Source organism: Burkholderia sp. RF7-non_BP4, from assembly GCF_001521935.1.
Lineage (GTDB): Bacteria > Pseudomonadota > Gammaproteobacteria > Burkholderiales > Burkholderiaceae > Burkholderia > Burkholderia diffusa.
In genome coordinates this window covers 1-24,356 of record NZ_LOTA01000002.1, presented here as the reverse complement: position 1 = coordinate 24,356, position 24,356 = coordinate 1, and the positions used below count along the sequence as shown (strand labels likewise).

The 24,356-nt window shown below is 68.3% G+C and carries 26 protein-coding genes and 1 pseudogene; 19 read left to right on the top strand and 8 right to left on the bottom strand.

Annotated elements, in window-relative coordinates; genetic code table 11:
- Positions 1-33: 33 nt before the first annotated feature.
- Positions 34-1,110 carry a porin gene (locus tag WS49_RS01695; RefSeq protein ID WP_059523888.1) on the bottom strand — a complete coding sequence of 359 codons (1,077 nt, stop codon included), beginning with the start codon at positions 1,108-1,110 and terminating at the stop codon, positions 34-36.
- 346 nt (positions 1,111-1,456) lie between these two features.
- Entirely contained in the window at positions 1,457-1,954 is a 498-nt protein-coding gene (locus tag WS49_RS01690) for a hypothetical protein (RefSeq protein WP_059524030.1), read from the bottom strand.
- A gap of 346 nt (positions 1,955-2,300) precedes the next feature.
- Between WS49_RS01690 and WS49_RS01685 the strand changes: the two genes are divergently transcribed.
- The 6 genes from WS49_RS01685 to WS49_RS01660 all read left to right on the top strand — a co-directional run bounded on the left by WS49_RS01685 (position 2,301) and on the right by WS49_RS01660 (position 9,258).
- Positions 2,301-3,344, top strand: coding sequence for a bile acid:sodium symporter family protein (locus WS49_RS01685; RefSeq protein WP_059523886.1), 1,044 nt, complete (start codon positions 2,301-2,303; stop codon positions 3,342-3,344).
- A 231-nt stretch (positions 3,345-3,575) separates the two neighbouring features.
- Positions 3,576-5,414: an EAL domain-containing protein gene (locus WS49_RS01680; protein WP_059523884.1), complete on the top strand. Its 1,839-nt coding sequence runs from the start codon at positions 3,576-3,578 to the stop codon at positions 5,412-5,414.
- Between the two features lie 322 nt (positions 5,415-5,736).
- Entirely contained in the window at positions 5,737-6,756 is a 1,020-nt protein-coding gene (locus WS49_RS01675; protein ID WP_059523882.1) for a LacI family DNA-binding transcriptional regulator, read from the top strand.
- Positions 6,753-8,033, top strand: coding sequence for an AGE family epimerase/isomerase (locus tag WS49_RS01670; protein WP_059523880.1), 1,281 nt, complete (start codon positions 6,753-6,755; stop codon positions 8,031-8,033). Before WS49_RS01675 ends, WS49_RS01670 begins: the two co-directional genes overlap by 4 nt.
- The gene (locus WS49_RS01665; protein ID WP_059523878.1) at positions 8,030-8,938 is read left to right on the top strand and encodes a carbohydrate kinase family protein; all 909 of its coding nucleotides are present in this window, start codon (positions 8,030-8,032) and stop codon (positions 8,936-8,938) included. Before WS49_RS01670 ends, WS49_RS01665 begins: the two co-directional genes overlap by 4 nt.
- 98 nt (positions 8,939-9,036) lie before the next feature.
- On the top strand, positions 9,037-9,258 hold the full coding sequence (locus WS49_RS01660; protein ID WP_059523876.1) for a hypothetical protein: 222 nt from the start codon (positions 9,037-9,039) through the stop codon (positions 9,256-9,258).
- A gap of 77 nt (positions 9,259-9,335) precedes the next feature.
- Here the strand turns inward: WS49_RS01660 and WS49_RS01655 are convergent, their stop codons facing one another.
- On the bottom strand, positions 9,336-9,530 hold the full coding sequence (locus WS49_RS01655; protein ID WP_059523874.1) for a DUF2905 domain-containing protein: 195 nt from the start codon (positions 9,528-9,530) through the stop codon (positions 9,336-9,338).
- Between the two features lie 13 nt (positions 9,531-9,543).
- A complete protein-coding gene (locus tag WS49_RS01650) occupies positions 9,544-10,734 on the bottom strand; it encodes a class I SAM-dependent methyltransferase (protein WP_059523872.1) in 1,191 nt (396 codons plus the stop codon).
- 13 nt (positions 10,735-10,747) lie between these two features.
- Here WS49_RS01650 and WS49_RS01645 point away from each other — a divergent pair, with 13 nt between their 5' ends.
- From WS49_RS01645 to WS49_RS01605, 9 genes are all read left to right on the top strand, one after another.
- Positions 10,748-11,491: an SDR family oxidoreductase gene (locus WS49_RS01645; protein WP_059523870.1), complete on the top strand. Its 744-nt coding sequence runs from the start codon at positions 10,748-10,750 to the stop codon at positions 11,489-11,491.
- Positions 11,492-11,569: 78 nt separating this feature from the next.
- On the top strand, positions 11,570-11,974 hold the full coding sequence (locus tag WS49_RS01640; protein ID WP_059450683.1) for a dihydroneopterin aldolase: 405 nt from the start codon (positions 11,570-11,572) through the stop codon (positions 11,972-11,974).
- Positions 11,971-12,966, top strand: coding sequence for a tRNA 2-thiocytidine(32) synthetase TtcA (ttcA, locus tag WS49_RS01635; RefSeq protein WP_059523868.1), 996 nt, complete (start codon positions 11,971-11,973; stop codon positions 12,964-12,966). The genes WS49_RS01640 and ttcA overlap by 4 nt, the downstream gene beginning before the upstream one ends.
- 134 nt (positions 12,967-13,100) lie before the next feature.
- Positions 13,101-14,462, top strand: coding sequence for a bifunctional UDP-N-acetylglucosamine diphosphorylase/glucosamine-1-phosphate N-acetyltransferase GlmU (gene glmU, locus WS49_RS01630; protein ID WP_059523866.1), 1,362 nt, complete (start codon positions 13,101-13,103; stop codon positions 14,460-14,462).
- Between the two features lie 54 nt (positions 14,463-14,516).
- Positions 14,517-16,334 carry a glutamine--fructose-6-phosphate transaminase (isomerizing) gene (glmS, locus tag WS49_RS01625; RefSeq protein WP_059523863.1) on the top strand — a complete coding sequence of 606 codons (1,818 nt, stop codon included), beginning with the start codon at positions 14,517-14,519 and terminating at the stop codon, positions 16,332-16,334.
- Positions 16,335-16,464: 130 nt separating this feature from the next.
- Entirely contained in the window at positions 16,465-16,830 is a 366-nt protein-coding gene (locus WS49_RS01620; RefSeq protein WP_059523861.1) for a type II toxin-antitoxin system RelE/ParE family toxin, read from the top strand.
- Positions 16,823-17,143, top strand: coding sequence for a helix-turn-helix domain-containing protein (locus WS49_RS01615; RefSeq protein ID WP_059523859.1), 321 nt, complete (start codon positions 16,823-16,825; stop codon positions 17,141-17,143). Before WS49_RS01620 ends, WS49_RS01615 begins: the two co-directional genes overlap by 8 nt.
- Before the next feature lie 88 nt (positions 17,144-17,231).
- Positions 17,232-17,702 (top strand): hypothetical protein, encoded by a 471-nt coding sequence (locus tag WS49_RS01610; RefSeq protein WP_059523857.1) that lies wholly within the window; start codon positions 17,232-17,234, stop codon positions 17,700-17,702.
- Entirely contained in the window at positions 17,702-17,920 is a 219-nt protein-coding gene (locus WS49_RS01605; protein WP_059450688.1) for a hypothetical protein, read from the top strand. Before WS49_RS01610 ends, WS49_RS01605 begins: the two co-directional genes overlap by 1 nt.
- 87 nt (positions 17,921-18,007) lie before the next feature.
- On the opposite strand, the gene WS49_RS01600 is transcribed toward WS49_RS01605, so the two are convergent.
- Complete coding sequence (locus WS49_RS01600) at positions 18,008-18,844, bottom strand: FTR1 family iron permease (RefSeq protein WP_059523855.1); 837 nt, start codon at positions 18,842-18,844, stop codon at positions 18,008-18,010.
- Positions 18,845-18,856: 12 nt separating this feature from the next.
- Positions 18,857-19,189, bottom strand: a complete 333-nt coding sequence (locus WS49_RS01595; RefSeq protein ID WP_011353437.1) for a cupredoxin domain-containing protein — start codon at positions 19,187-19,189, stop codon at positions 18,857-18,859.
- Positions 19,190-19,522: 333 nt separating this feature from the next.
- Here WS49_RS01595 and WS49_RS01590 point away from each other — a divergent pair, with 333 nt between their 5' ends.
- On the top strand, positions 19,523-19,723 hold the full coding sequence (locus WS49_RS01590; RefSeq protein ID WP_006754615.1) for a heavy-metal-associated domain-containing protein: 201 nt from the start codon (positions 19,523-19,525) through the stop codon (positions 19,721-19,723).
- Positions 19,724-19,775: 52 nt separating this feature from the next.
- On the opposite strand, the gene WS49_RS01585 is transcribed toward WS49_RS01590, so the two are convergent.
- Both WS49_RS01585 and WS49_RS01580 read right to left on the bottom strand, forming a co-directional pair.
- The gene (locus WS49_RS01585) at positions 19,776-21,266 is read right to left on the bottom strand and encodes an aldehyde dehydrogenase (RefSeq protein ID WP_059523853.1); all 1,491 of its coding nucleotides are present in this window, start codon (positions 21,264-21,266) and stop codon (positions 19,776-19,778) included.
- An 85-nt stretch (positions 21,267-21,351) separates the two neighbouring features.
- Entirely contained in the window at positions 21,352-21,903 is a 552-nt protein-coding gene (locus WS49_RS01580; RefSeq protein WP_014895828.1) for a cupin domain-containing protein, read from the bottom strand.
- Positions 21,904-22,371: 468 nt separating this feature from the next.
- Here WS49_RS01580 and WS49_RS35905 point away from each other — a divergent pair, with 468 nt between their 5' ends.
- From WS49_RS35905 to WS49_RS01570, 3 genes and pseudogenes are all read left to right on the top strand, one after another.
- On the top strand, positions 22,372-22,554 hold the full coding sequence (locus WS49_RS35905; RefSeq protein ID WP_006402789.1) for a hypothetical protein: 183 nt from the start codon (positions 22,372-22,374) through the stop codon (positions 22,552-22,554).
- A 285-nt stretch (positions 22,555-22,839) separates the two neighbouring features.
- A complete protein-coding gene (locus tag WS49_RS01575; protein WP_059523851.1) occupies positions 22,840-23,625 on the top strand; it encodes a gamma-glutamyl-gamma-aminobutyrate hydrolase family protein in 786 nt (261 codons plus the stop codon).
- Positions 23,626-23,654: 29 nt separating this feature from the next.
- A pseudogene (locus tag WS49_RS01570) lies at positions 23,655-24,356 on the top strand (glutamine synthetase family protein); the annotation flags it as partial.

The window sequence follows — 24,356 nt, the reverse complement described above, 5'->3', positions numbered from 1 at the left end:
CGCACTGCGTGTGCGCGTCCGGCGAACGAATCGTCAGAACTTCGCGCGAATGCCCGCGCCGAACGTGTTGCCGCTCGACAGGCCGCTGATGTGGTCGTTCATGTAGGCAGCGTAGACGTCGGTGCGCTTGGACAGCGGATAGTCGTAGCCGACGGCCCAGGTCTGGCGCGTCTGGTCGAGGCCGCCGCCGTCGCGCGAGTATGCATACGACGCCATCGCGTTGCCGACGCCGAGCGGCACCGACACGCCGCCCTGCGCGGTGTTCACGTGCCAGCTGCCGGCAACCTGGTCGTTCTTCGTATACATGTACTGGCCGAACAGCTTCACGTACTTCAGGTCGTAGGTCGCGCCGACCAGCCCGATGCCCTGGCTCTTCATGCCGGTCACGAGCGAGCTCAGGTCCTGCGGGCCGTTGTTGAAGTTCACGTACTGGTAGACGGCGGTCGCGGCAAACGGGCCGTTCGCGTAGTTGAACTGCGCACTCCACTTCTTCGAGCGGTTGTCGCCGGCCGTGTTGCCGAGCGCGTACATCGCCGCGAAATTCAGGCCACCGAACGAAGGCGACGTGTAGGACAGCGCGTTGTTCCAGCCCGAATCGCCGACCGCGCCCTGGTCGCTCGGATAGGTCGGGAACGTGCCGAGGCCGAGGAACACGTGGTACACCATCGGCGAGAAGGTGTACGAGTCGTAGAACGGGTTGAACAGGATCGTCGACAGGAACAGGTGCGTCGTCAGGCGGCCCGCCGTCACCGTGCCGTACGGCGAGCTGACGCCGACGTATGCGTTGCGCGCGAAGAACGTGTCGCCCTGGAAGCGGCCGAACTGGCCGTTCTGCGCACGGAAGAAGCTCTCCAGCGTGAAGATCGCCTTGTAGCCGTTGCCGAGATCCTCTGCGCCGTGCAGGCCCCAGTACGACGTCGACATCCCGCCGCCCGACACGTTCCATGCGCGATCGCCGCCCGGGAACTTGGTTGCGCCGACCCATTCGTCGACCTGACCGTAGAGCGAGACGCTCGACTGCGCGTGGACGGGTGCGGTTGCGGCCACGCAGGCGGCCGCGGCGATCAGCTTGACGGACGTGCGCGACGCACGGCGAGCGAATGCTTTCATGGGATCTCCAGGTTTTGTCGAATGTCGATGAGTGGCGCGAGCGTTGTTTTTTGGAGCCGATTGCTTGCGTCGTTCGGGGCGCAGCCATCTTTACGGATCGTGCGTCCGGTCAAAATTGCGCACACTTATTGCGGGTATAGCAGCGGCATTAACTTCGCGGCATCGGCACATGGCCAGGCGCGCCGCAGCGGCCGCGCGCGGAGCGGGCACGCGACGGGACGGCCGCAGGGCGCGCGCGTGCCGGGCGCGAAAGATAGCGCAATGCGGCGGGAAAATCAGCGGAAATATGCGCGCGACTGTGGCGAATTCGCATCACAGCCGGCGGGGGGACGAACGCGCGGGGCGCTCAGTTTCGGTAGAACGGGGAGAAAAACGGCGAGTGCGACGGTTCTTCCTGCGCGCGGGGGGGCGGCATCGGACGGCCGCCGCGCTCCTCGTTGTAGCGCGCGACGTCGGCGCGGATCGAGCCGGCGCGCAGCGGTACGTTGCCGCCGGCCTGCGGGCGCGGCATCTGGCGGGAGTCGGCGCTGATCGGACGATACGGGCTTTGCGCGGCGTAATGGCCGTAGGACGGCGTCGGCCGCAGCCCCCAGCGGGAACCGTAACCGCTCACGCCGCCGGCACGCGCGCCGCCCGGCGGCAGCGTCCGGCGCCAGACCGGCGCGTTGCCGGCCGGCTGGCCGAAAGCGCGCATGTCGCCGCCACCGAAACCGTGACCGAAGCCGTGACCGCCGCCGAACGCCTGACCGCCGTGCGGCGGTTGCGCGAGCGCGAGCGGCATCAGCAGTGCGCCGAGCACGCCTGCCACCCATCGTCCGACCTTCCGTTTCACCCGTTCCGTCATCATTCAGTGCCTGTTACCGCTCGCCGCCGGGCGTTTCCGGCCGACGCAAGCCTTTCAGCAGTAATTTATGAGCGGCCCGAAACGGTGTCGAGCCAAAAAGTGTTAGGTCGCGGGCATCGGTGTAACACCATGTTACTGCTAGGTTTTTTCACTTCAGGGCGCAATCGCGGCAGAACATTCTTCTGCCGTTCTGCGCATCGGCCGCCCCTCTCTGGCGCCCGCCGCCCTATGCCGTCGATTCATCAATCGATTCGCACAATGAATTTGTGTATTGAATGACCAACCGGGACAATATCGGCTTCGCGCGCGCGACATGCGCGCCTGCCGTTTCCGAATCGAGTTCCCGATGGCCCGTCCCCGTTTCCTTCCCGACAACTTCACGCTCGCGCTGGTCGGCACCGTCGTGCTCGCGAGCCTGCTGCCGTGCCGCGGCCCGGCCGCCCACGCGTTCAACTGGGCGACCAACATCGCGGTCGGCCTGCTGTTCTTCCTGCACGGCGCGAAGCTGTCGCGCGAAGCCGTCGTCGCGGGCGCGACCCACTGGCGGCTGCATGCGGTCGTGCTGCTCAGCACGTTCGCGCTGTTCCCGCTGCTCGGCCTCGCGCTGAAGCCCGTGCTGCAGCCGCTCGTCACGCCGGCGCTCTACGCCGGCGTGCTGTTTCTGTGCACGCTGCCGTCGACGGTCCAGTCGTCGATCGCGTTCACGTCGATCGCGAAGGGCAACGTGCCGGCCGCCGTGTGCGCGGCATCCGCGTCGAGCCTGCTCGGAATCTTCGTGACGCCGGCGCTCGTCGGGCTGATGATCACGTCGCAGTCGGCCGCGGCCGCGTCGCCGTGGAGCACCGTCGGGAGCATCGTGATGCAGCTGCTCGTGCCGTTCGTCGCCGGCCAGCTGCTGCGGCCCGTGATCGGCGGCTGGATCGAACGCAATCGCGGCGTGCTGCGTTTCGTCGACCAGGGCTCGATCCTGCTCGTCGTCTACGTCGCGTTCAGCGAGGCCGTGAACCAGGGGCTCTGGCACCAGATGCCGGCGCGCGCGCTCGGCGGCCTGCTGGTCGTCAACGTCGTGCTGCTCGCGATCGCGCTGGTGCTGACCACGTTCGTCAGCAAGCGGCTCGGCTTCAACCGCGCCGACCAGATCACGATCATCTTCTGCGGCTCGAAGAAGAGCCTCGCGGCCGGCGTGCCGATGGCGAAGGTGATCTTCTCCGCGCAGGCGGTCGGCGCGATCGTGCTGCCGCTGATGCTGTTCCACCAGATCCAGCTGATGGCGTGCGCGGCGCTCGCGCAGCGCTGGGGCGCGCGCGACATGCGCGGCGAGCGTGACGGCGACGAGGGTGCGGCCGGTGCCGCACGCGGACGCGGTGCGCTGAGCGCGGGCAAACGCTGACGCGGGAGGCTGCGCGGCCGGCATGGCTGGCCGCGCGGGTGGATTCGCGTCTTTCCGCTTTCCGCTTTCCGCTTTCCGCTTTCCGCTTCGTCCGCTTTCTCCGCCGCCCCACCGCCCTCCCAAAGCGACGCATGCACCATCGACGCGCATCGCGTCACGAAATCTTCATTCAATTCTCCGCGCGCGCTGCCGTTAAAGTCGGGCGTCCCGTCGCCTCGGCCGCCCTCGCCCATGCCCGCGCCTCATTCCGTCCCGCCCGCCGTCTCCACCACGCGCCTGATCGCGGAGCGTGCGCTCGCGGCCGTGTTCCAGCCGATCGTCGACCTCGGGTCGGGCATGGTCGTCGGCTACGAAGGCCTGATCCGCGGCCCGCGCGGCACCGACCTCGAGACGCCGGCCGCGCTGTTCGCGCAGGCCGCCCGCGACGGCGCGACCGTCGCGCTCGAACAGGCAGCCGCCCTCACCTGCCTCGACGCGTTCGCGGCGCTCGGCTGCGACGGCAAGCTGTTCCTCAACTTCAGCGCGAACACGATCCTGCAACTCGCGCGCGAACGCGAGCGCGCGCGGCAACTGCTCGGCCGCGCGCGGGTCGGCGCGGAGCGCATCGTGATCGAGCTGACCGAGCAGACCGCGATGCCGGACGTCGCGCACATCGGGCCGGCGGTCGCATCGCTGCGCGACGCCGGCATCCAGTTCGCGCTCGACGACTACGGCACCGCGAACGCGAGCATGAACCTGTGGCTGCGCCTGCACCCGGACGTCGTGAAGATCGACCGCTTCTTCATCCACGACATCGCGCGCGATCCGCTCAAGTTCGAGGCGGTCCGGGCGATGCAGCACTTCGCGCACGCGAGCGGCGCGAAGCTGATCGCGGAGGGGATCGAGAACGAGTGCGACCTGATCGTCGTGCGCGACATGGGCATCTGCTGCGTGCAGGGCTTCCTGCTCGGCCGGCCGGACGCGCAACCGTCGCGGGTCGTCGCGCCGGCCGCGCGCGACGCGATCCGCGCACCGCACATCGCGGTGTTCCCCGGTGCGACCCGCGCCGTGCGGCCCGCAAGCACGATCGCGGCGAAGATGCTCGTCCCCGCGCCGGCGCTGCCGCGCGACGCGACCAGCAACGACGTGCTCGACCTGTTCAACCGGATGCCCGGCCTGCACGCGGTCGCGCTCGTCGAATGCGGGCGGCCGGTCGCGCTCGTGAACCGGCGCGGCTTCATCGACCGCTTCACGCTGCCTTACCACCGCGAGGTGTTCGGAAAGAAGCCGTGCCTGCAGTTCGCGAACGACGCGCCGCTGATGATCGACAACGCGACGACGGTCGAGCAGCTCGCGATGCTGCTCGCGAGCCACGACCAGCGCTACCTCGCGGACGGCTTCGTGATCACCGAGCACGGCCGCTACGTCGGGCTCGGCACCGGCGAGAGCCTCGTGCGCGCGGTGACCGAGATGCGCATCGAGGCCGCGCGCTATGCGAATCCGCTGACCTTCCTGCCCGGCAACATCCCGATCAGCGCGCACATCGAGCGCCTGCTGGCGCGCGACGCCGGCTTCCACGCGTGCTACGTCGACCTGAACCAGTTCAAGCCGTTCAACGACCAGTACGGCTACTGGCAGGGCGACGAAGTGCTGAAGTTCGCGGCGACGGTGCTGGCCGGCGTGTGCGATCCGCAGCGCGACTTTCTCGGGCACGTCGGCGGCGACGATTTCCTCGTGCTGTTCCAGCGCGACGACTGGCACGCGCGCGCGGCCGACGCGATCGCGCACTTCAACGACGGCGCGCGGCGTTTCTACACGCAGGCCGACCGGCTGGCGGGCGGGCTGCGCGGCGAGGACCGCCACGGCAACCCCGCATTCTTCGGCTTCGTCACGATGGCGATCGGCGCGGTCGGCGTGCCGGCCGGTGCGAACGGCGCGATGCGCTACGGCAGCGACGAGATCGCGTCGGTCGCGGCGCTCGCGAAGCGGCGCGCGAAACAGCAGCCGGGCGGGCTCGCGGTCGTCGATCTCGATGCCGGCCGCGCGGCGCTGCGCGATCGCGGCGGGCCGCCGCACGCGGCGGCGGGCTGAACCGGCAGGCGGTTGCCGGATGCAAGCGCGCTGCCGGCCGGCAAGAACGGCGACGACGGTGTCGCGCGCGCCCGATTGCCGGCAACGGCCTGCCGTTCGCCTGGCCCGCCCCTCGCGGACCAGGCATCCGAACGCGTGCGCCCCTTTCCGTGCGATCACCTTGCCTTTTCCGCGTTTTGTTTAGTATTTTTAGTAACGTCGTTTTCGCAGATTAGCGCGTAAAAACCCGTTATTTCCGGGTATTCCCCGGTTATCCGGCCCGAATTTGGCTCGGCGTTTTACTATACAATCGCCGTCACCCTAAACAAACCGGACCCGAACGATGGGCACCACCATTCGCGACGTAGCGCGGGCGGCAGAGGTCTCGATCGGCACCGTCTCCCGCGCGCTGAAAAACCAGCCGGGCCTGTCGGAAGCCACGCGGGCGCGCATCGTCGAGATCGCGCAGCAGCTCGGCTACGACCCGGCCCAGTTGCGCCCGCGCATCCGCCGGCTCACCTTCCTGCTGCACCGCCAGCACAACCGCTTTCCCGCGAGCCCGTTCTTCTCGCACGTGCTGCACGGCGTCGAGGACGCGTGCCGCGAGCGCGGCATCGTGCCGACGCTGCTCACGGTCGGCCCCAACGACGACGTGCTGCGCCAGATGCGCCCGCACGCGCCCGACGCGATCGCGGTGGCCGGCTTCATCGAGCCGGAGACGATCGAGGCGCTCGCCGCGACCGGCCGGCCGCTCGTGCTGATCGACCTGTGGGCGCCCGGCCTGCGCTCGGTGAACATCGACAACGCGACGGGCGCGGCGCTCGCGATGCGCCACCTGCTCGCCATCGGCCGCTCGCGGATCGCGTTCATCGGCGGCTCGGCCGCGCACTTCAGCATCGCGCAGCGCGCGATCGGCTATCGCCGCGCGTTCTTCGAGGCCGGGCGGCTGTTCGATCCCGCGTACGAAGTGACGATCGACGCCGGGCTCGACCCCGACACCGGCGCCGCGCGCGCGATGCAGCAACTGCTCGACGCGCCCGGCCCGCGCCCGGACGCCGTGTTCGCGTACAACGACGCCGCCGCGCTGGCCGCGCAGCGCGTGTGCATCGCGCGCGGCGTGCGGATTCCGGAAGACATCGCGATCGTCGGCTTCGACGACATCCCGGCCGCCGCGCACGCGAATCCGCCGCTCACGACGCTCGCCGTCGACAAGGAAGCGCTCGGCCGCCGCGGCGTCGAACTGCTGCTCGCCGAATCGCCCGAGCACACCGAGATCTCCCTGCCCGTCGAACTGATCGTACGGGCCAGCAGCCAGCCCGCCGGCTCACCGGCACTCGATACCGCCACGGTCACCGAATCATGAACATGCCCCCGGTCCAATCCCGCACGGCCGCGCCGGCCGCCCACGCGCAAACGGCACCGTTCGTCGCGAGCTTCCGCGATCCGTCGTTCCTGCTGTCGCACATCGAGGACACGCTGCGCTTCTACGCGCAGAACGCGTTCGACCCGACGGGCGGCTTCTACCATTACTTCCGCGACGACGGCAGCATCTACAACCGCACGTCGCGGCACCTGGTCAGCAGCTGCCGGTTCGTCTTCAACTACGCGATGGCGTACCGGCATTTCGGCGATCCGCGCCACCTCGACTACGCCCGCCACGGGCTGCGCTTCCTGCGCGACGCGCACTGGGACGAAGCGCTGCAGGGCTACGACTGGGAACTCGACTGGCGCGACGGCACGAAACGCGCGACGCTCGACGGCACGCGCCACTGCTACGGGCTCGCGTTCGTGCTGCTGGCCGCCGCGCACGCGACGATGGCCGGCATCGACGAAGCGCGCGCGCTGATCGCGTCGACCTACGAGCTCGCCGAGCACCGCTTCTGGGACGCGGCCGCCGGCCTCTACGCGGACGACGCGACGCCGAACTGGAACGTGTCGTCGTACCGCGGCCAGAACGCGAACATGCACATGACGGAAGCGCTGCTCGCGGCATACGAGGCGACCGGCCATCTCACCTATCTCGATCGCGCGGAAAAACTCGCGACCCACATCACGCAGCGCCAGGCTTCGCTGTCGGGCGGCCTCGTGTGGGAGCACTACCATGCGGACTGGTCGGTCGACTGGGACTACAACAAGGAAGACAGCTCGAACATCTTCCGTCCGTGGGGCTTCCAGCCCGGGCACCAGACCGAATGGGCGAAGCTGCTGCTGATCCTGGAGCGGCACCGCCCGCTCGACTGGCTCGTGCCGCGCGCGGCCGAGCTGTTCGATGCGGCGCTCACGCATGCGTGGGACGCCGATCACGGCGGCCTCTGCTACGGCTTCGGCCCCGACTTCACGATCTGCGACCACAACAAGTATTTCTGGGTGCAGGCGGAAACCTTCGCGGCGGCCGCGATGCTCGGCGCGCGCACCGGCAGCGAGCGCTTCTGGGACTGGTACGACGAGATCTGGCGCTACAGCTGGGCGCATTTCGTCGATCACCGCTACGGCGCGTGGTACCGGATCCTCACCTGCGACAACCGCAAGTACAGCGACGAGAAAAGCCCGGCCGGCAAGACCGACTATCACACGATGGGCGCATGCTACGACGTGCTCGCGACCCTCGCGCGCGCGGCGCGCAGCGAGCCGACGCAATGAGCGGCGGCACCTTTCCGGCCTTCGTGTCGGCGGGCGACATCCTGACCGACATGGTGCGCGCGGGCGACGCGCAGTGGACCTCGGTGCCGGGCGGCGCCGGCTGGAACGTCGCGCGCGCGGTCGCGCGGCTCGGCGTGCCGAGCGCGCTCGCAGGCGCGATCGGCGAAGACTGCTTCTCCGACGTGCTGTGGCGCACCAGCGAGGCGGCCGGGCTCGACCTGCGCTTCCTGCAGCGCGTGCCGCGTGCGCCGCTGCTCGCGATCGTCCACGAGACGCGGCCGCCCGCGTACTTCTTCATCGGCGAAGCGAGCGCCGATCTCGCGTTCGACCCGGCGCGGCTGCCGGCCGGCTGGGCCGGGCACGTGAAGTGGGCGCACTTCGGCTGCATCAGCCTCGTGCGCGAACCGCTCGCGGGCACGCTCGTCGCGCTCGCGGCGGAGCTGCACGCGCGCGGCGTGAAGATCAGCTTCGATCCGAACTACCGGAACCTGATGACGGCCGCGTACCGGCCGACGCTCGAGAAGATGGCCGCGCTCGCCGACCTGATCAAGGTGTCCGACGAGGACCTGCGCCACCTGTTCGGCGGCGACGGCCCCGATGCGGTCGCCGCGGTGCGCGCGCTGAATCCGCGCGCGGCGGTGCTCGTCACGCGCGGCGCGCAGCCGTCGACGCTTTACGCGGACGGCGACGTGCTCGAAGCCAGTCCGCCGCGCGTCGAGGTGGTCGACACCGTCGGCGCGGGCGACGCGTCGATCGGCGGCATGCTGTTCAGCCTGATGGCCGCGCCGCAGCGGTCGTGGCGCGAGCATCTCGCGTTCGCGCTCGCGGCGGGCGCCGCCGCGTGCCGGCATACGGGCGCGCATGCGCCGACGCTCGACGAGGTCGTCGCGCTGCTCGAACGGTGACGGGACGATGACGGCGCGCTGATCGGTCGCCGATTAGCGGCGCTGTACATGCTGCGCCGCAGTGCTACGATGAAGTGTCCTATTGCGGGAGAGGCACGATGGACACGAACACGTTCACGAAAGGCATCTACACGGCCAAGGCGCACACGCAGCACGCCGCCAACGGACAGTTCCAGGGTTACGTGATCCTCGCCCGGGACGACGGCGACGAGACGGAAAACATGCGCTACGACGTCCACACGACGAGTCCGAGCGAGGAAGAGGCGTTCAACGAAGCGAAGGCGCTCGCGCACCGGATCCTCGGCGAAATCGAGCTGTGACGCGCGAACCGTGACGCGCCGAATCATCACACGCGCGCCGCGGCCCGGTCGCGGCGCGCCGCCGCATTCGGCGCGGCTCAGAGCAGCCGCGCCACCATCGACACCAGCATCGTCAGCACCAGCGTCGACATGAACGGGAACGGGTAGCGCCGCCCGCCGAGCGTCAGCGTGACGTCGCCCGGCATCCGCCCGATGCCGACCTTGCCGAGCCACGGCCAGCAGCGCGTCAGGATCATCACCGCGACGAACGACGCCATCAGCCAGCGCAGCATCCCGGGCGCCCCGTCAGAGCGCGTGCGAGCGGTCGCCGCGCGCGAATGCGTCGAGCGTGCCGTCGATCCCGCGCGAGAATGCGATCACCTTGAACAGCTCGCCCATCTCGGCTTCCGAGATCAGCTTCTGCACCGCGTTCGCGGCCGGCAGGAACTGGTGGATGTCGGACGGATCGATCGCGGCCAGCGCGTCGGTGATGCCCGCGTTCAACAGGAAACGCGCCTGCGACGTGTAGCCGAGGAGGTCCGCGCCGGTCGCGACGCCCGCGTCGTAGATGCCGGTGAATTCGACGTGCGCGGTGATGTCCTGCAGCCCCGGATACAGGAACGCGTCGTCATGCGCGTGGTGGCGGTAGTGGCACATCAGCGTGCCGCGGTCGCGCTGCGGATGGTAGTACTCGTGCGCGGGGAACCCGTAGTCGACCAGCAGCACCGCGCCGCGTCCGAGCATCGTGCAGACGGTACGCGTGAACGCCAGCGCGGCTTCGTGCGTCTCCGTCACGTAGCCGTCGTCGACGTCGAGCGTCGCGAGCACCGGCGGCAGGCCGGCCGCACCGGCGGGCCGGTCGTCGAACACGAACGCGTGCCGCGCGTCGAGCGCGACGCCGCGCTCGAGCCACGCGCCGTCCGCTTTCGCGAAGAGGCGCACCGGCATCGCGTCGAGCACCTCGTTGCCGACCACGACGCCGTCGAAGTGCTCGGGCAGCGCGTCGAGCCAGCGCACCTTCCCGGCGAGCGTCGGCGCGACCGCCGCGATCGTGTCGCGCTGGCGTTCGCGCAGCTCGCCGGACAGGTCGACGATCAGGTATTCGTCGAGTTCGACGCCGAGCGCATCGAGCGCCGCGAGCAGCCCGGCCGCGAGCTTGCCCGTGCCCGCGCCGAACTCCATCACGCGGCGCGTGCCGCTTGCCGTCAACGCTTGCCCGACGGGATTCGCGAGCGTCTGCGCGAACAGCGGCGACAGCTCGGGGGCCGTCACGAAGTCGCTGCCGTCGTCGGCGCGGCGGCCGAACTTGCGCGCGCCGCCGCTGTAATAGCCGAGGCCGGGCGCATACAGCGCGCGCTCCATGAAGCGGTCGAACGGCAGCCAGCCGCCGGCCGCCGCGATCTCGTCGCGCAGTTGCGCGGCAAGGGTTTCGGACTGCGCGAGCGCGTCAGGGCCGGGAGCAGGTAAACTAGCGGGTTCGTGAGCTTTCGGGTTCATCCCGGCATTGTAAATGACCGTTTCAGCCGATACGTCGACCCCGCGCATCGCGCTCGTCGCCGGCGCGCTGGGCAGCGCGGCCGACGCCGCGTCGCTCGGTCGTGCGCTCGCGACCGGATTCGCGCAGCGCGGCTGGGACGTCGCGCTGCAGCGCAGCCCCGGCGCGCCGCGCGCGGCCGCCGACGCGCTCGTCGCCGAAGTCGCCGCCCACGGCCGCCGTGCAGCCGTGCTCGACGCCGATCTGGCCCTGGAAACCGACGCGGCCGCGCTCGTCGCCGCGTGCGGCGCGGCGCTCGGACGGCCCGCCTGCGCGGTGTTCGTGAGTGCCTGCGCCGGCACCGACGACGCGCACACCGTGGATGGCGCATCGCTCGCCGCTGCGCTCGCGCGCAACGTGACGGCGCCGCTCGCGCTGGCCCGGGCGCTTGCCGACGCGACGCCCGACGCCGCGCGCGACGACGAATCGCTGCGCGCGTGCGCGATCCACGTGCTGGATCAGGCCCTGTTTCACCCGGCGCCGGCGCAGCTGTCGCATGCGCTGATGCAGGCCGCGCTGAACCGCGCGACCGCCGCGCTGGCGCTGGCCCTCGCGCCGAAAGTGCGCGTCGCGGCGCTCGTGCGCGGCCATGCGCCGCACGCGAACGACATCGCGGCGGCGGCCTGCTATCTCGCGAGCGCGCCCGGCGTCACGGGCGCGACGCTGACCGTCGACGGCGGCGAGCACCTGGTGCCGCACGCCGCCGGCCCGAATGAATGAACTGCGCGGATCGCGCGGCCTGATCGCCGCCGCCCGCGCCGCTTTGCGTGCGCGCACGCCAATTTGACTGGGACGACCATGTTTTCCGCTCTCCTGCACCCCCGCCTCGCGGACTGCCGCAGGCTCTACCTGCGCGACTACGAGGTGCACATCAACATCGGGGCCTTCGAACACGAGAAGCGCGGCGAGCAGCGCGTCGTCATCAACGTCGACCTGTTCGTGCCGCTCGCGCTGTCCACCCCCGTCGACGACCGGCTGCATGAAGTCGTCGACTACGACCTGATGAAGCAGAGCGTCGCGCAGTGCGTGGCGCGCGGCCACATCCACCTGCAGGAAACGCTGTGCGACGCGATCGCCGCGAACCTGCTGGCGCACGACGCCGTGCGCGCGGTACGCGTCTGTACCGAGAAACCGGACGCCTATCCGGACTGCGACGCCGTCGGCGTCGAAGTCTTTCGCATCAAGGACGAGGAGCGCGCATGAACGCCCCCCACATGAACGACACGGCGGCCGATGGCGCCGCCATCGAAGCCACCGCCGCCGACACCGGCCGCCGCGCGCTGACGCGCCGCGAGCAGAAGGAAGCGTACGAGAACAACAAGCTGTTCAAGCGGATCGTGCGCCAGGTCGGCCAGGCGATCGGCGACTACAACATGATCGAGCAGGGCGACAAGGTGATGGTGTGCCTGTCGGGCGGCAAGGACAGCTACGCGATGCTCGACGTGCTGCTGCGCCTGCGCGAGCGCGCGCCGATCGACTTCGACATCGTCGCGGTCAACCTCGACCAGAAGCAGCCGGGCTTCCCCGAGCACGTGCTGCCCGAATACCTGACGCAGGTCGGCGTGCCGTTCCACATCGAGAACCAGGACACCTACAGCATCGTCAAGCGGCTCGTGCCCGAAGGCAAGACGACCTGCTCGCTGTGCTCGCGGCTGCGCCGCGGGATCCTGTACCGCGTGGCCGGCGAGCTCGGCGCGACCAAGATCGCGCTCGGCCACCACCGCGACGACATCCTGCAGACGCTGCTGCTCAACATGTTCTACGGCGGCAAGCTGAAGGGAATGCCGCCGAAGCTGCAGTCGGACGACGGCAGGAACGTCGTGATCCGCCCGCTCGCTTACGTGAAGGAAACCGATCTCGAGAAATACGCCGAGCTGCGCGAATTCCCGATCATCCCGTGCAACCTGTGCGGCAGCCAGCCGAACCTGAAGCGCGCGGAAATGAAGGCGCTGATCCGCGAATGGGACAAGCGCTTCCCGGGCCGCGTCGACAACATGTTCAGCGCGCTCGCGAACGTCGTGCCGTCGCACCTGATGGATACGACCCAGTTCCCGTTCGCGTCGCTGCGCGCGACCGGCGAGGCCGATCCGCAGGGCGACATCGCGTTCGACGAGGAGCCGTGCGCGTCCGGCGACGAGACCGCCGCGCCGGGCTCGGCGAAACCGATCTCGATCGTCCAGTTCGACGACCTGTAAGCGGGGTCCGAACACCCGCCGGAACCGGGGCCGCGGCCTCGTTCCGGCGCTGTCGCCCCGCCGCGACAGGCCCGGAACGACGGGGGCCGCATGCTAAAATGGACGGCTTCGAACTCCTCTGACAAGCTGGCGCCATGAATATCGTGATTTTGGCGGCAGGCACCGGCAAGCGCATGCGTTCCGCGCTGCCGAAAGTGCTCCATCCCCTGGCCGGCAGGCCGCTCCTCTCCCACGTCATCGCCACCGCGCGCACGCTGCAGCCGTCGCGGCTCGTCGTCGTCGTCGGTCACGGCGCCGAGCAGGTCCAGGCCACCGTCGCCGCGCCCGACGTCCAGTTCGCGGTGCAGGCCGAGCAGCTCGGCACCGGCCACGCGGTACGCCAGGCGCTGCCGCTGCTCGATCCCGCGCAACCGACGCTGGTGCTGTACGGCGACGTGCCGCTCACCCGCGCGTCGACGCTGCGGCGTCTCGTCGACGCCGCGCGCGACGGCCGCTACGGAATTCTGACCGTCACGCTCGACGACCCGACCGGCTACGGCCGCATCGTGCGCGACGCGTCCGGCTTCGTCACGCGCATCGTCGAGCAGAAGGACGCGTCGCCCGAGCAGCTGAGGATCGCCGAGATCAACACCGGCATCATCGTCACGCCCACGGCGCAGCTGTCGATGTGGCTCGGCGCGCTGAAGAACGAGAACGCGCAGGGCGAGTACTACCTGACCGACGTCGTCGAGCTCGCGATCGAGGCCGGCTTCGAGATCGTCACGGCGCAGCCCGACGAGGAATGGGAAACGCTCGGCGTGAACAGCAAGGCGCAGCTCGCGGAGCTCGAGCGCATCCATCAGCGCAACGTCGCCGATGCGCTGCTCGTCGACGGCGTCACGCTCGCCGATCCGGCGCGGCTCGACGTGCGCGGCACGCTGCGCTGCGGCCGCGACGTGTCGATCGACGTGAACTGCGTGTTCGAAGGCAACGTGACGCTCGCCGACAACGTGACGATCGGCGCGAACTGCGTGATCCGCAACGCGTCGATCGGCGCGGGCACGCGCATCGACGCGTTCACGCACATCGACGGCGCCGAGCTCGGCGCGAACACCGTGATCGGCCCGTACGCGCGGCTGCGTCCGGGCGCGCAGCTCGCCGACGAAGCGCATGTCGGCAACTTCGTCGAGGTGAAGAACGCGGTGATCGGCCACGGCTCGAAGGCGAACCACCTCACCTACATCGGCGACGCCGACATCGGCGCGCGCGTGAACATCGGCGCGGGCACGATCACCTGCAACTACGACGGCGCGAACAAGTTCCGCACCGTGATCGAGGACGACGTGTTCGTCGGCTCCGACACGCAGCTCGTCGCGCCGGTGCGCGTCGGCCGCGGCGTGACGATCGCGGCCGGCACGACGATCTGGAAGGACGTCGCCGAAGGCGTCCTCGCATTGAACGAGAAGACGCAGACCGCGAAGAGCGGCTACGTCCGCCCGGTCAAGAAGAAGAGCTGAACCTTTAGCGGGCGCCCGGACGGCGCCCGCGTCGACTTACAGGATTGACCATTCATGTGCGGCATTGTCGGCGCAGTTGCGCAGCGTAATATCGTTCCGGTGCTGATCGAAGGATTGCGGCGCCTCGAATACCGTGGCTACGATTCGTGCGGCGTCGCCGTGCTCGAGCCGGGCGCGCCGAAGCGCGCGCGCAGCGTCGCGCGCGTCGCCGATCTCGACGCGCAGGTGCAGGAATCGCATCTCGAAGGCACGACCGGCGTCGCGCACACGCGCTGGGCGACGCACGGCGCGCCCGTCACGCACAACGCACACCCGATCTTCTCGTCGAACGCGCTCGCGCTGGTGCACAACGGCATCATCGAGAACTTCGAGACGCTGCGCGAAGCGCTGCGCGCGAAGGGCTACGAGTTCGTGTCGCAGACCGACACCGAAGTCATCGCGCACCTCGTGCACAGCCTGTATCGCGGCGACCTGTTCGCGGCCGTGCGCGAAGCCGTGCAGCAGCTGCACGGCGCGTATGCGATCGCGGTGACGCACAAGGACCAGCCGCACACCGTCGTCGGCGCGCGCCAGGGTTCGCCGCTCGTCGTCGGCCACGGCGACGGCGAGAACTTCCTCGCATCCGACGCACTGGCGCTGGCCGGCAGCACCGACCGCTTCACGTTCCTCGAGGAAGGCGACGTGTGCGAACTGTCGCTCGACGGCGTGAAGATCGTCGACCGCCACGGCGCGCTCGCGCAGCGCGAGATCCGCGTCGTCAGCGCATACGGCGGCGCGGTCGAGCTGGGTCCGTACCGCCACTTCATGCAGAAGGAAATCTTCGAGCAGCCGCGCGCGATCGGCGACACCGTGCCGCAAACCGAAGCGTTCGACGCGACGCTGTTCGGCGAGGCGGCCCCCGCCGCGTTCGCGAACATCGACAGCCTGCTGATCCTCGCGTGCGGCACGAGCTACTACTCGGGCCTCACCGCGAAGTACTGGCTCGAATCGATCGCGAAGATCCCGACCCAGGTCGAGATCGCGAGCGAATACCGCTACCGCGAGTCGGTGCCGAACCCGCGCCAGCTCGTGCTGGTGATCTCGCAGTCGGGCGAGACGGCCGACACGCTCGCCGCGCTCAAGCACGCGCAGTCGCTCGGCCACACGCATACGCTCGCGGTGTGCAACGTCGCGACGAGCGCGATGGTGCGCCTCACCGAGATGCAGTTCCTGACGCACGCGGGCACCGAGATCGGCGTCGCGTCGACCAAGGCGTTCACGACGCAGCTCGTCGCGCTGTTCGTGCTGGCCGCGACGCTCGGCAAGCTGCGCGGGCACGTCGACGCCGCGCAGGAAGCGCAATTCCTGAAGGAGCTGCGCCACCTGCCGGCCGCGCTGAACAGCGTGCTCGCGCTCGAGCCGCAGATCATCGCGTGGTCGGAGGAATTCGCACGCAAGGAAAACGCGCTGTTCCTCGGCCGCGGGCTGCACTACCCGATCGCGCTCGAAGGCGCGCTGAAGCTGAAGGAAATCTCGTACATCCACGCCGAGGCCTATCCGGCCGGCGAACTGAAGCACGGGCCGCTCGCGCTCGTCACCGAAGCGATGCCGGTCGTGACGGTCGCGCCGAACGACACGCTGCTCGAGAAGCTGAAGTCGAACATGCAGGAAGTGCGCGCACGCGGCGGCGAGCTGTACGTGTTCGCGGATGCCGACACGCAGATCGTCAACGACGACGGCCTGCACGTGATCCGGATGCCGGAACACTACGGGCAGCTGTCGCCGATCCTGCACGTCGTGCCGCTGCAGCTGCTCGCGTATCACACCGCATGCGCGCGCGGCACCGACGTCGACAAGCCGCGCAACCTCGCGAAGTCGGTGACGGTGGAATGACGCGTGCCTCCCGCGAGGGAGGCCAGCGGCCCGTCGGGGCTGAGTATCCGCGTGAAGCAGGCCATTCGGCCAGGTCAAAATATATACCACTTGGTGGTATATAATCCTGTGCTAACTTGACTGGCTCGACATGTCTGCTTCCGTACGACGCGTATTCAAGACGAAGTGGTTTCACAAGGCAGCAGGAAAAGCGGGAATCGCCGATGGCGAACTGTGCCGCGCAGTGCGACAGCTGGCACGGGGCCAGGGCGTCGATCTCGGAGGCAACGTCTGGAAGAAGCGTCTGGACGGGAATCGCCAGCGCGGCATCGTGCTGGGCAAGGTCGGGCATACGTGGGTGTTCGTGTTCCTGTTCGCCAAGTGCGACCGCGACAACATCGACGCTCACGAACTGCGCGCCTTCAAAAAGCTCGCAGCGGATGTCGGTCGACGCACCGACGTCGACATCGCGACACTGGTCGCACTGAACGAGTGGGTGGAGATTTGCAATGGCTAAGAGCCGATTCAAGAGCGACGCGACGGAGGCGGTCCACAGCGCTGCGTCGGGTCTCTATCGCGCACGGCAGATCGACAAGAAGACAATGCGCGAATACGACGTCCTTTGCATCGAAGCGGCGCCGAAGTTCGATCCGGAAGCGATCGCACGCATCCGTAAGTCGGTCAATGTCAGCCAGAGCGTGTTCGCGCTCTACTTGAACACGACGACGTCGACGATTCGCCAATGGGAACAGGGCGACAAGCGGCCGAGCGGTATCGCCGCGCGCATGTTGCAGATCGTCGAGAAACACGGGCTCGAGGTATTTTCGTGAAACGTGCTCCCCGAGCACGGATGAGCGGCCGCCTTCTCACCGGGCACCGCAACGCGACGCGAGCCGCACGCAAGATGACGGAGAGACCATGGTAAGACTGTTTGGATGCGGATTGCTGGCGCTGAGCTTCGCGTCGACGGGCTGGGCGGCCGAGCACTACGTCGAAGTCTGGAACCCGCCCGAGGCACGGTTGCCGGCGGCGCGTACGCCGGACGCCCGTACGCCGGCAGCGCGCCCGGGTGCCGACGCGCACGCGGGCGGCAAGACCGTGGAAAAGCACGCGAGCGTGCAGCCGAAGGCTGCGGTCAAGCCGCACAAGCGCCGCGTCGCACAAGCCGTGAAAACCGCGCCGCATCGACCGACCGCCGCGACGGTCGAAACCCCGGCCGCACCGCGCCCGGTCGCGCAGCCCGCGCCGGGCCGGCTCACGGTGATGCAGCCGGCCATGCCCGATACGCCGCACGCACTCAAGTTCTCGGACATCCCGCGGCAATACACGCCGGACGGCAATGTGCTGCGTGTCGGCACGGGCAGCCGTTCCGCGGAGGTGACGCGATAATGGAAGCGCAGACCTATCACGGCTACCAGATCTGGGGCCATTCGATCCTGCAGCAGGACGAAATCCTGCAGCCCGAACGCTTCGCGGCGAGCGGCACGATCACGCAGAACAATCGGCTCGTCGAAGCGTCGGGCGTGCTCGGCGTGTTCGACACCGAGGACGAAGCGCGCGAAGCGGGGCTCGAATGGGCCCGCGCATGGATCGACAACCATCGCTGAACGCGCCGCGCGGCTGCGCGCGCCGTCATCAACGCAAGAAAAAAGGGGCGTCCATGACGCCCCTTTCTGCATTCGGCCTGGGCCCGCTCACGCAACGGGCCGCGGCGGCGGCACCACCGTCCGGGGCCGGCCGACGAGCCGTGCCAGCACGACGATCGCGACCAGCGTAACGACGTACGCCGCGATCTGGATCCCCGCCGGACGCGCGGTGTAGCCGATCAGCGTATGCAGCGCCTTGCCGACGATGCTCGATTCCTTGAGCAGCCACGAGGTATCCCAGACCGCATCGCCCCACGACGGCACGAGGCCGGCGGCGAGCAGGAAGCCGACGCACTGGCTCGCCATCCCCGCCGCGAGCAGCACGATCAGCGCGTTGGTGACGGAGAACAGGCGCTTGAGCGGAATCTGCAGCAGGCCCGCATACATCGCGTAGCCGAGCCCGGCGCCACCCAGCACGCCGAGCAGCCCGCCGACGATCATCTGCGGCGTCTGCCCCGGATCGCCCGCCGCGATGCCGTACAGGAACAGCACGGCCTCGGAGCCCTCGCGCAGCACCGCGACACCGACGACGATCGCGAGCCCCGTCAGCGGCCGGCTGCCGGCCGCGACGGCCCGGCCGACCTCGCCCATGTGCAGCGCCATCTCGCGGCCGTGGCGGCTCATCCAGATGCAGTGCCACGCCAGCATCAGCGTCGCGACGAACATCACGCCGGCGTTGAAGACTTCCTGCCCCATGCCGGAGGCCCACTGCGAAATCACGTCGGCGAACGCGGCGATCAGGCCGGCGCCGATCACGCCGCCGACGAGCCCGCCGCCGACCCACCAGCCGCGCCTCGGCACGCCCTTCGTCGCGGCCATCACGATCGAAACCACCAGCGCGGCCTCGAGCACTTCACGAAAGACGATCAGGGCGGTAGACAGCATGGCGATATCCGCTTATTTGACGGTCAGGTGCGTTTTCGACTGCGCTTCGTGATACTCGTCGTGGAACTCGTAGGTGCCGGCCTTCAGCGGCCCGACCAGGATCTCGACCGACTTGCCGGCCGGCACGACCTTCTCTGCCTTGAAATCGTCGCTTTCGAATTCCGCGGGCGTCGCGTCGAGGTTCTTCACGACGAACTTCACCTTCTTGCCGGCCGGAATCGTCACGCCGTCGGGCGAAAACTTGTGGTCCTTCAGGGTCAGGTTGACGACGTCGTCGGCAGCGAATGCGGACGTTGCCGATGCGCCCAGCAGGGCCAGTGCGAAACCGAAAGCGAAGCGATTCATACGGGTAACGAAATGAAATATCGAGGGGAACCGATAGTAAGATCGATTCGCATTTCCCTCTTCAAGTACCCTTACTGACGGCATGGACATCGTGCATCGCCGACATGACATGCACCTTGTCGCGCAAGGCTCCGCCAGATTTCGCCGACAATACCCGAGCGTCAATCGGGAAAAATTCGGACTGACGCAGACGGGCGGATTGCGATTCGTCTGACTTCAGTTTTACAAATTGCTTATGCGGCGCCGAACGCATCGAAGAGGCTTGACCTTCCCACCATGGCAAGCTTCATGCTGCTCATGTTTCTCAATCGCCCATCCACCCAGGAGAACACGATGGAATTCGAAGTCCAGGACATGACCTGCGGCGGCTGCGCCAATGCCATCACGCGCGCCGTGACGGCAGCGGACCCCGCCGCGAAGCTCGACATCGACGTGGCCGCGAAGACGGTCAAGGTCGAGTCGGCACAAGGCGCCGAACGCGTGCAGTCGATCATCGAAGCCGCGGGCTTCCACCCGGCACTGCGCTCGGCCTGACGCGCGCGGGCGCGGCGCCCGTCGGCACCGCGCCCCGCACATCGGCCGCGCGTCAGCGCAGCCGGATCAGCGTCGACTTCAGCTCGGTGTATTTCTCGAGCGCGTGCAGCGACTTGTCGCGGCCATTGCCCGACTGCTTGTAGCCGCCGAACGGGAAGTTCATGTCGCCGCCTTCGTCGTAGCAGTTCACCCACACCGTGCCCGCCCGCAGCCGGCGCGACACGTCGTGCGCGGTCGTGAGGCTGGACGTCCACACGGCCGCCGCGAGCCCGTACTCGGTATCGTTCGCGATCCGCACGGCCTCGTCGACATCGTCGAACACGATCACCGACAGCACCGGGCCGAAGATCTCCTCGCGCGCGATCTTCGCGTCGGGCTTCACCTCGAACACCGTCGGCTCCACGTAGAAGCCGCCCGTCTCCTCCTTCACGCGCGCACCGCCCGTGACGAGCGTGCCCTCCTTGCGCCCGGCATCGATGTAGCCGAGCACGCGCTCGAGCTGGATCCCGTCGACGATCGCGCCCATCGATACCGACGGATCGAGCGGGTTGCCCGGCACGTACGCGCGCGCCGCCGCGACCAGCTTCTCGATGAATGCGTCCTTGATGTCGCGATGCACGAGCAGGCGCGAGCCGGCCGTGCACATCTCGCCCATGTTGTAGAAGATCGCGCCGGCCGCGGCCTGCGCGGCGCGGTCGAGGTCCGGACAATCCGGCAGCACGATGTTCGGCGACTTGCCGCCGAGTTCGAGCCACGCGCGCTTCAAGTTGGACTGCGCGGCGTACTGCATGATCAGCTTGCCGACCGCGGTGGAGCCGGTGAACGCGATGCAGTCGACATCGCGATGCAGCGCGAGCAGCTTGCCCGGCTCACCCGCGCCCGGCACGACGTTGAACACGCCGGCCGGGATGCCGGCCTCGTATGCGAGCTGCGCGACGCGGATCGCGGTCAGCGGCGATTTCTCCGACGGCTTCAGCACGACGCTGTTGCCGGCCGCGAGCGCCGGGCCGAACTTCCATGCGGCCATCAGGAGCGGGAAGTTCCACGGCACGACGGCCGCCACCACGCCGACCGGCTCGCGCGTGACGAGACCGACGAGATGATGGTCGGCCGGCGCGACTTCGCCGCCGACCTTGTCGATCGCTTCGGCGAACCATTCGACGCAATACGCGGCGCCCGGCACGTCGACCGTCGTGGTGTCGCCGATCGGCTTGCCCGCATCGAGCGTCTCGAGCAGCGACAGTTCGTCGAGATGCTCGCGCATCAGCGCGGCCCAACGCAGCAGCACGGCCTTGCGCGCGCGCGGGTTCAGTCCGGCCCACACGCCGGCGTCGAACGCGCGGCGCGCGGCCGCGACGGCGGCGTTCACGTCGGCCTCGCCGCAATCGGCCACCTTCGCGAGCACGCGGCCGTCGATCGGGCTCACGCAGTCGAACGTCCTGCCGCCGTGCGCGTCGCGCGACGCGCCGTCGATGAATGCGCGCCCGTCGATCGCGAGCGACGCCGCCTTGTCCTGCCAGTCAGCCAAAGTCAACTTGTTCATCAGGATGCCTCAATTGTCGTGGCATTCGCGCTGCGGCACGCCGCGCAACGGCAACGCTGCCGGCGGCGAATGCGGTGATGCGCGGTCAGAAGGTGGCCGGCGAATTCGCCGACACGACCTCGCAGAGCTGTTCCGCGCTGGGATTGCGAAAACGGTGCGGCAAACGGCTTTCGAAGTAGTAGCCGTCTCCGGGGTCGAGCAGCCACGTCGCGCCGTCGACGGTGAGCTCGAGCCGGCCCGACACGACCACGCCGCCCTCGTGCCCCGCGTGCACGAGCATCTCGGGCCCCGTGTCGGCGAGCGGCTGGTAGATCTCGCGCATGATGCACATGTTGCGGTCCTTCACGCCCGCGCCGACGAGATGAAACGCGAGCGCGTCGTTGCCGAGATTCGGCATCTCGTCACGGCGCGATACGACCGAGCGCGATTCGACGAGTTCGAACGTGAAGAACTCCGCGAGACTCATCGGAATGCATTCGAGCAGTTTCTTCAGCGAGCCGACCGACGGGCTCACACGCCCCTGTTCGATCAGCGAGATCGTGCCGTTGGTCACGCCGGCCCGCTTCGCGAGTTCGCGCTGCGACAGGCCATGCTTGTTGCGCACGAAACGCAGGCGCTCGGCGACTTCGGTGGACATCGATTCGGTTTCGGACACGATAGGAGTGCGGTGAAAAAGTGAAACGATGCGTTGAACGGCATTACGCAGCCGTTGAATATTCTAATCACTTTATGCCGCGCATCAGCGGGGAAAACCCTGAAAGGCGTTCGAAATAATGAACACCCCGCGAATCATTCCGTTTGCGAATCTTTTGTTCGGAGTGCCTCGGGAAAGCCCTGACATGAGACCGTCAAAAAACATTTGACGCCGTTTTTGGCTCGTATATGCTGGCTCTCAGGTCAGCGTCATTGGCCATTCATCGGCACCGAAAAACGTTATTCCAACGTAAAAATTGATGCCCTTCGATGTAAATGACGCCGGCCCGGCACCTCGATTATTTTAAACGCCTCGCGCGCCGAAACGATCAGGTGTTCAATACTTTCAACAAACCAGTCGAGTGTAATCGTGAGAGTCCGTGGCCCTCTGGTGAGGTGGGATCGAGGCGATGTGCGAAGTTTGCGCAGCGCTGCTCCCGCTTCCGATGGCAGTTGCGGCTGGCATAGTCCTCGCCTGCTTCACCTGTCGATCTACACCATCCTGTCCCGTCGTTCCGTTCGCCGTCACAACGCCGTTTCCGCACGTGCGTTCGTGGCCGTCGATACCGACGAAGTCGCGTCGCTGCTGCCATAGCGCCTCTCCTCCTTTTCTCGTCGTTCGTTTCAATTGCCTGCTCGTTAGCCGCGCCGTCCGCGCGGTGACGGAACGCGTTCGCGCATCCATTGCCGCGTCGCGCAGCACAACGAAACGAACGACGGCCTGACCGTCGCGCGCAGCGCGGATCGCCACGCGAACCCGTTGCGCCCATTCACCAGCGGCCTTGCGCATTTCGCCAGGCTGCGGGGCCGTGTCGCGCCTGCATTTCGCGATTTTCCCGCGCAACGCACGTCATGGCCCTACGGACAACTGATTGACGTCATGGAAAGGAAACCCCTCGTCGGCATCACCGCCGACCTCACGCAAATCGGCGCACATGCGTCGCACACGGTCGGCGACAAGTACGTCGCGGCGATCGTCGACGGCGCGCACGCGCTCGCGATGGTGCTGCCCGCGCTCGGCGATCGCCAGTCGACCGACGACGTGCTCGCCACGGTCGACGGCCTGTTGTTTACCGGCAGCTATTCGAACGTCGAGCCGCACCTGTACGGCGGCGAGCCGAGCGCCCCCGGCACGAAGCACGATCCCGCACGCGACGCGACGACGCTGCCGCTGCTGCGCGCGGCGATCGTCGCGGGCGTGCCCGTGCTGGCCGTATGCCGCGGCTTCCAGGAGCTGAACGTCGTCTGCGGCGGCACGCTGCATCAGCGCGTGCACGAAGTGCCCGGCCTCGCCGATCACCGCGAGGACGACGACGCGCCGATGGACACGCAATACGGCCCCGCGCACGTCGTGCGCCTGACGCCCGGCGGCGTGCTGCACACGCTCGCCGGCGGCCGCGACGACGTACACGTGAACTCGCTGCACAAGCAGGGCATCGCGCAGCTCGGTTCCGGCCTCGCCGTCGAAGCCGTCGCGCCGGACGGCCTGATCGAGGCCGTCAGCGTCGTCGATGCACCGGCCTTCGCCCTCGCCGTGCAATGGCACCCGGAATGGCGGCATGCGCACGACCCGCTGTCGAGCGCGATCTTCCGCGCCTTCGGCGACGCCTGCCGCGCGCACCGCAACGCCCGCACGCGCGCCGCGGCCGCCGCCGCGCTCGCCTGAGCGCGCCGACCCACATAACGAGAACAGACATGCAAGACATCGAAGACTTTCTGAAGCAACACCGGATCACCGAGATCGAAGCGATCATTCCCGACATGGCCGGCATCGCGCGCGGCAAGATCACGCCGCGCAACAAGTTCACTTCCGGCGAATCGATGCGCCTGCCGCAGGCCGTGATGGTGCAGACCGTCACCGGCGACTATCCGGAAGACGGCTCGCTGACCGGCGTGACCGATCCCGACATGGTGTGCGTGCCCGACACGTCGACCATTCGCCTGATCCCGTGGGCCGTCGATCCGACCGCGCAGGTGATCCACGACTGCGTGCACTTCGACGGCTCGCCGGTCGAGATCTCGCCGCGCTACGTGCTGCGCCGCGTGCTCGACCTCTACAAGGCGAAGGGCTGGAAGCCGGTCGTCGCGCCGGAGCTCGAGTTCTACCTGGTCGACATGAACAAGGACCCGGACCTGCCGCTGCGTCCGCCGGTCGGCCGCACGGGCCGCCCCGAAACGGGCCGCCAGTCGTATTCGATCGAGGCGGTCAACGAATTCGACCCGCTGTTCGAGGACATCTATGAATACTGCGAAGCGCAGAACCTCGACATCGACACGCTGATCCACGAAGTCGGCGCCGCGCAGATGGAGATCAACTTCATGCACGGCGACGCGCTGTCGCTCGCCGACCAGGTGTTCCTGTTCAAGCGCACGGTGCGCGAGGCCGCGCTGCGTCAC